Below are 7,454 nucleotides of genomic sequence, written 5' to 3' on the forward strand. Positions count from 1 at the left end.
AAGTGGTTGACGTAGCTCGCCGACAACCGGCTGCACACCATGTTCTTTTCCTGGTGCGATTCTGAATTTAGGAAGAACAGGCCATGTGCGCTCGGCGCGAGTGTCTACTTCAGTGAGCAATGCCCACGGCTAGCCACCAGCTATTCCGTCCGCGACTTATATTGCGACTCCCCTTCGACTAGACGGTCGGTCTCTGCCAGTGGGCGCTCTTTTCCAGTGGGCGCTCTTTTCCAGTTGGGGACTCTGTGGGTGGAAGATGCGCTGAAGGCTATTGCGGACATAGACGCCCGCGTTGCGTGTCGTGGCGCATATGACGTGCAGTTTTGATTGTGTTCATTGAGGACAGTCTCGCCGCCGAGATGCCGGAGTGGCGGATATCGTCTTGCCGTGCCAGCAAGGTGTCCGCAATTGAGAGCTTCCTTTTCGCAGGTCAATGGCCCTGTGAGTGCCATTGAGGGCGGCAGTGCCCGCAATCGTCGGGAGCAATATATATGGAGGTCCCTCGAGCGCCAGCTGTTATTCGTGGAGCCGAAAAACACGGAAAGCCTCCCGGAAGAACAGAACAGCCAGAAGGACAGAACAAAGGCACGATCTGAGGCTTCAAACTGACCGAAACCGATGGAAATCATCATTTTCGCCTTGAGTGGAACAGACTCAACTTCTGCGGCGTTGTGGCTATTGACGAACTAAGTTCGGACGAATAGAAGCACAGCAAATCGAGAATTAGGAAAGGAGCGAGACGCCCATGAGCTCGTTCAACCCCACCACCAAGACTCAGGAGGCTTTGCAGCAGGCGCTGCAGCGTGCATCCGCAGCCGGAAACCCGGACATTAGGCCAGCACACCTGCTCCAGGCGATCCTCGAGCAGGAAGACGGTATCGCCGCACCGGTGCTCAAGGCGACCGGCGTTGACCCGGCGACGGTGCAAAAGGAAGCCGCTGAGATCGTCGACGGTTACCCGAAGGCCGAGGGCCAGAACATGGCCAACCCGAACTTCAACCGAGACGGCCTCAACGCGCTGAACGCCGCGCAGGAACTCGCCGGTGAGCTCGGCGACGAATACGTCTCCACCGAGGTGCTGCTCGCCGGTATCGCGCGCGGCGACGACGAGGCAGCCGAGCTGCTGAAGAAGCGCGGCGCCACCTACGACACCATCAAGGCAGCTTTCCCGTCCGTCCGCGGCCACCAGAAGGTGACCACGCAGGACCCGGAGGGCCAGTTCCAAGCACTGGAGAAGTACTCCACCGACCTGACGGCGCGTGCTCGCGAGGGCAAGATCGACCCGGTCATCGGCCGCGATAGCGAGATCCGCCGCGTGGTCCAGGTCCTGTCCCGCCGCACGAAGAACAACCCGGTGCTCATCGGTGAGCCGGGCGTGGGCAAGACCGCCATCGTGGAGGGACTCGCCCGCCGTATCGTTGCTGGCGACGTTCCGGAGTCCCTCAAGGGCAAGACCCTGATCAGCCTCGACCTGGGCTCGATGGTCGCCGGTGCGAAGTACCGCGGCGAGTTCGAGGAGCGCCTCAAGGCCGTGCTGGACGAGATCAAGTCATCCGACGGCGAGATCATCACCTTCATTGACGAGCTGCACACCATCGTCGGTGCCGGCGGAACCGGTGACGGCTCGATGGACGCCGGCAACATGATCAAGCCGATGCTCGCCCGCGGCGAGCTGCGCCTGGTCGGTGCGACGACGCTGGACGAGTACCGCAAGTACATCGAAAAGGACGCCGCCCTGGAGCGCCGTTTCCAGCAGGTGTACGTCGGTGAGCCGACGGTGGAAGACACCATCGGCATCCTGCGCGGCCTGAAGGAGCGCTACGAGGTGCACCACGGTGTCCGCATTCAGGATTCTGCACTTGTTTCTGCTGCGTCCTTGTCTGACCGCTACATCACCAACCGCTTCCTGCCGGACAAGGCCATTGACTTGGTCGACGAGGCTGGTTCGCGCCTCCGCATGGAGATCGACTCCTCCCCGCAGGAGATCGACGAGCTGGAGCGCGTCGTGCGCCGCCTCGAGATCGAGGAGATCGCGCTGTCAAAGGAATCGGACGCTGCTTCGCAGGAGCGTCTCAAGGCCCTGCGCAGCGAACTCGCTGATCAGCGCGAGAAGCTCGGCGAGACGAAGGCTCGTTGGGAGAACGAGAAGAGCGAGATCGACAAGGTCCAGCACGCCAAGGAAGAGCTGGAGCGCCTGCGCAACGAGTCCGAGATCGCGGAGCGCGACGGCGACTACGCCAAGGTCTCCGAGCTCCGTTACGGCCGCATTCCGGAATTGGAGGAAGAGGTGGCTGCGGCGGAGCGGGAGGCGTCGATAAGCAATAAAACGATGCTGACGGAAGAAGTCACCCCGGGCGTGATCGCCGACGTCGTGTCGAGCTGGACGGGCATTCCCGCTGGCAAGATGATGGAGGGCGAGACCGAGAAGCTCCTGAATATGGAGTCTGTGCTGGGTGAGCGCGTTGTCGGCCAGAATGAGGCTGTCGTCGCGGTGTCCGATGCCGTGCGTCGTTCGCGCGCCGGGATCGCGGATCCGAACCGCCCGATCGGCTCCTTCCTGTTCCTCGGTCCGACGGGCGTGGGTAAGACTGAGCTGGCGAAGTCGCTCGCTGAGTTCCTCTTCGACGATGAATCCGCGATGGTCCGCATCGACATGTCTGAATACGGCGAGAAGCACTCCGTCGCGCGACTCGTCGGTGCGCCTCCGGGATACGTCGGCTTCGACGCCGGCGGCCAGCTCACCGAGGCTGTCCGCCGCCGCCCGTACAGCCTCGTGCTTTTCGACGAAGTCGAGAAAGCCCACCCCGATGTCTTCGACGTCCTGCTGCAGGTGCTCGATGAAGGCAGGCTTACCGACGGCCAAGGCCGCACCGTCGACTTCCGCAACACCGTCATCATCCTGACCTCCAACCTGGGCGCCGGCGGCACTCACGACGAGATCATGGAGGCGGTCAAGCGCGCGTTCAAGCCCGAGTTCATCAACCGCCTCGACGACGTGGTCGTCTTCGACCCGTTGAGCCAGGAGCAGCTCGTCGGCATCGTGGATATCCAGCTGCGCGGCCTCGCTGAGCGCCTGGCCGAGCGTCGCCTGACCCTCAACGTCACCGATGCCGCCAAGCGCTGGCTCGCCGACCGCGGCTACGACCCGGCCTACGGTGCCCGCCCGCTGCGCCGCCTGATCCAGAAGGAGATCGGCGACAAGCTGGCCCGCGAGGTCCTGGCCGGGGAGATCCGCGACGGCGACGCCGTGCTCGTTGAGGTCGGGCCGGACGCCGACACGCTGACGGTTGTTCGCGGGGAGGCTGAGACCGTCGCGGCCGGCGAGGCCGAAACGCGGCCCGCGGTCGAAACGCAGCCTGGGGGCGGCGACGCCACCGCTGACTAGCGCCCCCGCCACTGCCAGGCACCGGCGCCCCGCCACTGCGATTGACTAGAACCAGACGACTAGAAAGCTCCGTTTCGGGCTGAAAATTGGACAATCTAGCTGTCTGGTTCTAGCTATTCGCTAGGTGGGGTGGGGTTCGCCGGGGAAAGGGGGTCCGCCGCCGGATGCCGGACTACTGAAGCGTCCTGGGTTTGGTTTCGATCGTTTCTAGAGAAAGATTGGGATCATGCCAAGGAAGTACAGTTCAAGGCCAAGGCGGTGCGTCTGGCTGAGGAACTTGTTGAGCTTGAAGGGTGCTCGAAGTGGGGTGCGGCGGTTGAGATCGGTGACAAGCTCGGCGTCTCCGCGCACACGCTTAATGATTGGTTGAAGCCTTCAAAGCCGTCACACGACGTCGAGGTCAGCTCCGGCGAGTTAGCAGACGATGAACTGAAGCGTTTGCGGCGAGAGAATAAAGAGCTGCGCAGGGCGAACGAGATTTTAAAGACCGCGTCGGCTTTTTTCGCAGCGGAACTCGACCGTCCCACCAGAAGATGATCGAATACATCGACGTGTATCGCGATCGCTTCGGGGTCAAGGCCATCTGTCGCACCTTGAGGCAGACAGAGTGTGGGTTTATCACTTCTCGTGGCTACCGGGCAGCGAAAACACGAGCCCCGTCAGCCAGGAGTCTTACGGATGCGCTGCTTATCCCCGAACTCGTGAAGGTCAGGAAAGCGAGTCCAGCTCCGTCCCCGCAGGTTCCTTCCTCTCCGTTGCCGGAGTCGGCGGCCTGCTGGCAGCTGGCGTTGCCCTGCTGTTCCTGATCACAGGCCTGATTGGTTTCGCTCTGCGTCCGGTGGTGGACGAGGCGTTCAATCGTTAAACTCTTTCGTGTAGTTTGGAGTACAAAACCTTCAGCTCGTTTTAGAAAGGACTAGACCATGACTGTGTACGCTAACCCGGGTTCTGAGGGCTCGATCGTTAACTTCGAGAAGCGCTATGACCACTACATCGGCGGTCAGTGGGTTGCTCCGGCGGACGGTGAGTACTTCGACAACTCCACTCCGGTCACGGGTGAGGTGTTCTGTCAAGTCGCACGAGGCACGCAGGCAGACATTGACCGAGCACTTGATGCGGCGCACAAGGCTGCGCCGGAATGGGGCAAAACTTCTGCGGCGGAGCGCGCATTGATCCTCAACCGCATCGCGGACCGCATGGAGGAGCACCTCGAGGAAATCGCGGTCGCCGAGACGTGGGAAAATGGCAAGGCTGTGCGCGAGACTCTTGCCGCCGACATTCCGCTGGCCATCGATCACTTCCGCTACTTTGCGGGTGCCATCCGCGCGCAGGAGGGTCGCCTTTCGCAGCTTGACGACGACTCTGTGGCCTACCACTTCCACGAGCCGCTGGGCGTTGTCGGCCAGATCATTCCGTGGAACTTTCCGATCCTCATGGCCGTGTGGAAGCTCACCCCAGCGCTGGCGGCGGGCAATGCCGTGGTGATGAAGCCGGCGGAACAGACCCCAGCATCGATTCTTTACCTGATGAACATCATCGGTGATCTCATTCCAGACGGCGTGGTCAACATTGTTAACGGCTTCGGCGATGAGGCCGGTGTCGCGCTGACCGGTTCTGACCGGATCGCAAAGATCGCGTTCACTGGTTCGACGGACGTCGGCAAGCTGATCAACAAGTCGGTCGCGGAGAGGATCATCCCGGTGACGCTCGAGCTTGGCGGCAAGTCCCCGTCGATCTTCTTCGAGGACGTGCTCGCCCATGATGACGAATTCCGCGCTAAGGCCATCGAGGGCTTTGCAATGTTCGCCCTCAACCAGGGTGAAGTGTGTACCTGTCCGTCGCGTGCGTTGGTGCAAGAGTCCATCGCCGAGGAGTTTTTGGAGCTCGGAATCGAGCGCGTGCGCCAGATCAAGACCGGTAACCCACTGGACACCGAGACCCAAATGGGTGCGCAGGCGTCCCAGGAGCAAATGGACAAGATCACCGGCTACCTCGAGATGGCGCCGCAGGAGGGCGCGGAAACCTTGATCGGCGGCAAGGTGAACACCGATGTGACCAGCATGGGCGGTCTAAGCGGCGGCTTCTACATTGAGCCAACGGTGTTCAAGGGTGACAACTCGATGAAGATCTTCCAGGAGGAAATCTTCGGCCCGGTGCTGTCGGTGGCGACCTTCAAGGACTTCGACCAGGCCATCAGCGTCGCAAATGACACCATCTACGGTCTCGGTGCCGGTGTCTGGTCGCGCGACGGAAACACCGCTTACCGCGCTGGCCGCGCTATTCAGGCAGGCCGTGTGTGGGTGAACCAGTACCACACCTACCCGGCGCACGCGGCGTTCGGTGGCTACAAGCAGTCCGGCATTGGCCGTGAGAACCACCTGATGATGCTCGACCACTACCAGCAGACGAAGAATCTGCTCGTGTCCTACTCCGAGAAGCCCACCGGGCTGTTCTAATCCCGGAGCGCGGGCTTGACCGGGAGTATCCCAGCCACATCACCGCTGCTTGGCCTTCGCCGTTTCTCAATGTGTTGTGGTCGGCAACGTCTTGCGTTTGGGATACGAGTCCTGCCAGCTTGTTCGGGTCACCTGAGCCAACGCCGGGAGAGAGGATTGAGATGGACGCGGGGTTGGTCGGCGCGCCCTGACCACTCGGACCGACCATCACTGTGCATCCTCCCGGGCCTCTTTCGGGGAGCATGGCGCCCGTCTCGTCGACGATTTGCTTCACGTGGTCAGGTGCTTTCGCGTAGAGCTCATCGTGGATTTGTTGCGGGGTTTTATCCAGGTTATGCGCTAACCTCTCGATATCCGGCTCGTAGTCGGCCATGCATGTTGCATTGATCGACTCAGAGCATCCGAAATCCAGGATGAGGGAGTACAGCCGGAGCTCGGCTAGAAGCTTGGTGAGGTACAACTCGGTCCCCAGAGGTAGCGGTGTCTTGAGTGCCGTTTCTATCATCCGCTCTATATTTTCTTGAGACATCGCGGCCTGCCAGAGAATCTCCGCAACCTCATCCAACTTCACAGACGGGCCGAAAAGGCTGTGTCCAAACCCCCGGAGCAGTGCCTTCCCCGCGTCGGCGGCGGTCCCGTTGAAGCCTTGGGAAGTCAGGTCGGAGCTGTGGTCGGTGATGTAGTCGCCACGGCTGCGGGTGCGGGAGCTGGCGGTGCGGAGGGTGTCGGCGGCGTCGTAAAGCTCTGATGCGACGAGCATGCTCACCACCCCTCGAACATGGTGCTGTCGATGTGGTTGATGTCGGCGACGAAGTTGTGGATGTCGTCGTCGTGTTCGACGCGCTGACCCAAGACCAGCTCGTCGGGATCGTGGACATCCAGCTGCGCGGGTTGGCTGCGCGGCTCGCGGAACGCCGCTTGGTTCTCGAGGTTTTTGATCCCGCGAAGCGCTGGCTTGCCGACCGTGGCTACGACCCCGCCTACGGCGCCCGTCCGCTGCGCCGCCTGATCCAGAAGGAGATCGGCGACAAGCTGGCCAAGGAGGTGCTCGCCGGCGCGATCCGCGACGGTGACGCGGTGCGGGTGGACGCCGATCCGGAAGGGGCGACGCTTGACGTCAACGCGAAGTGATTGGGAGAAAACGAGCGAGGCTCGCCGGGTTCCCCGGCATGCGGAGCATCGGGCGGAGTAGGTCGTCGGTGAGGCCGCGGAAATCGCCGGCTGCGGTTCCGAACACCCGGGCCCACGCGCTGCCGTCATCGAACAGGGTCCGGCTGGTCGCGAAGACATCGCGCACCGCCGACGCCCCGCCGTGGTCGAGCGGGTGGGCGTACTGGATCTCCGGCCACTCCCAGGCTAGACCGTGGGCCGCGAGGTCGACGGAGCGGCTGAAGGCGTTGTCGACGGCCAGCGGATGGAAGCCGGAGCACTCATCGTGGAGAAGTCCGGGGAGCGTTGCCTCCGCCGATCGGGCACCCCCGCCCGGTTGCGCAGCGGCCTCGAGCACGGTGACCTCGATGCCGCTGCGGGCAAGGGTGAGAGCGGCGGAGAGTCCGTTCGGACCGCTGCCGACGACGATCGCGGACGTCACTGCGGGCCGTCATTCACAGCTA

General features: G+C 62.4%; 4 protein-coding genes and 2 pseudogenes. 5 read left to right on the top strand and 1 reads right to left on the bottom strand.

Going from position 1 to position 7,454, the window contains the following annotated elements; translation table 11 throughout:
• The first annotated feature begins 745 nt into the window (after nucleotides 1-745).
• The 5 genes and pseudogenes from clpB to M3G19_RS11615 form a co-directional block, all read left to right on the top strand.
• Nucleotides 746-3,385 (top strand): ATP-dependent chaperone ClpB, encoded by a 2,640-nt coding sequence (gene clpB / locus M3G19_RS11595; RefSeq protein WP_259902761.1) that lies wholly within the window; start codon nucleotides 746-748, stop codon nucleotides 3,383-3,385.
• 258 nt (nucleotides 3,386-3,643) lie between these two features.
• Nucleotides 3,644-4,095 (top strand): annotated as a pseudogene (locus M3G19_RS11970) (IS3 family transposase); the annotation flags it as partial.
• Nucleotides 3,993-4,250, top strand: a complete 258-nt coding sequence (locus M3G19_RS11605; protein ID WP_259902763.1) for a hypothetical protein — start codon at nucleotides 3,993-3,995, stop codon at nucleotides 4,248-4,250. The pseudogene M3G19_RS11970 and the gene M3G19_RS11605, both read left to right, overlap by 103 nt.
• Nucleotides 4,251-4,308: 58 nt before the next feature.
• Nucleotides 4,309-5,841 (top strand): aldehyde dehydrogenase family protein, encoded by a 1,533-nt coding sequence (locus tag M3G19_RS11610; RefSeq protein WP_259902762.1) that lies wholly within the window; start codon nucleotides 4,309-4,311, stop codon nucleotides 5,839-5,841.
• An 816-nt stretch (nucleotides 5,842-6,657) separates the two neighbouring features.
• Nucleotides 6,658-6,972, top strand: a pseudogene (locus tag M3G19_RS11615) (ATP-dependent chaperone ClpB); the annotation flags it as partial.
• Here M3G19_RS11615 and M3G19_RS11620 read toward each other — a convergent pair.
• Entirely contained in the window at nucleotides 6,959-7,432 is a 474-nt protein-coding gene (locus M3G19_RS11620) for an FAD-dependent oxidoreductase (RefSeq protein ID WP_311198361.1), read from the bottom strand. The pseudogene M3G19_RS11615 and the gene M3G19_RS11620 sit on opposite strands and share 14 nt — an antisense overlap.
• Nucleotides 7,433-7,454 lie beyond the last annotated feature (22 nt).

Source organism: Corynebacterium sp. p3-SID1194 (genome assembly GCF_025144155.1).
Lineage (GTDB): Bacteria > Actinomycetota > Actinomycetes > Mycobacteriales > Mycobacteriaceae > Corynebacterium.